At 61.0% G+C, this 1,041-nt stretch carries 1 protein-coding gene; it reads left to right on the top strand.

The features are described from left to right. Nucleotides 1-120 precede the first annotated feature (120 nt). Nucleotides 121-1,041: IS110 family transposase (locus ACO2Q5_RS23910; RefSeq protein WP_423295729.1), on the top strand; the 921-nt coding region annotated here is incomplete at its 3' end.

The raw sequence follows: 1,041 nt of genomic DNA, 5'->3' as shown, positions 1-1,041 counted from the left end.
TTCGGGGCCGGAACGCATGTGGAGGAGGACGGGGGGCGGCTGATTTGATGATGTGGACACCCCCACCCCAACCGTCGAGTCTGGCTTCAACGGTTCCCCGGGAAGAAGGAGTGGTTGGATATGTCCGGAATGATCATTGGCCTCGATCTCGCGAAGAGCGTTTTCCAGGTTCACGCTGTCAACGAGGCAGGAAAAGTCGTCATCACCCGAAAGGTGCGGCGCTCCCAGATGCTCGAGTTCTTTACGAGGCTGGAACCGTGCCTGGTTGGCATGGAGGCGTGCCCCTCCGCGCACCATTGGGCGCGGGAGCTTTCTGCCTTGGGCCACGAAGTCCGGTTAATGGTCGCGTCCTACGTGAAGCCCTATGTCAAGCGCCAGAAGAACGACATGGTCGACGCCGAAGCCATCTGCGAGGCCGTGACCAGGCCGACCATGCGGTTTGTCCCGATCAAATCTGAATCGCAGCAGGCCATTCTCATGGTCCACAAGACCCGCGCCCTGTTGGTCCGCCAAAGAACAATGCTTGTGAACGCCCTGCGCGGCCATCTCACCGAGATGGGCGTCGTAGCGCCAAAGGGGATCAGACGGCATGCCGATCTCGTCGAGCGGGTGCTTGCACACGGCGCAGACGAGATCGACTTGCCGCCGCTCGTGCGTGACATTGTGTTTTCCTCTGCCCGGCAGATCGGCTCCTTGAATGCCGAGATAAAGGAGCTCGAGCGGAAAATCCTGGAATGGCACCGCACGAGCGAAGCCAGCCAACGGCTGGCGACGATCCCTGGCGTCGGCGTGATCACCGCATCCGCTATGGCGGCCACTGTCGTGGACCCTGCTGCCTTCAGATCGGGACGAGACCTTGCCGCATGGCTCGGCCTGACGCCGCGATCCAACTCGTCTGGCGGAAAGGAACGGCTGGGACGGATCACGAAAGCCGGAAACCGATATTTGAGAACCTTGCTTGTCATCGGAGCGACAGCTGTCGTCGGCTTCTCGCGACGATCAACCGAGGGGCCATTGATGAGCTGGGTGAGAAAGCTCCTG

It is taken from the genome of Neotabrizicola sp. VNH66 (assembly GCF_049445895.1).
Classification (GTDB): domain Bacteria; phylum Pseudomonadota; class Alphaproteobacteria; order Rhodobacterales; family Rhodobacteraceae; genus Pseudogemmobacter.
The sequence above is the reverse complement of the archived record's forward strand: the minus strand, read 5'-3'. Positions and strand labels throughout refer to the sequence as shown.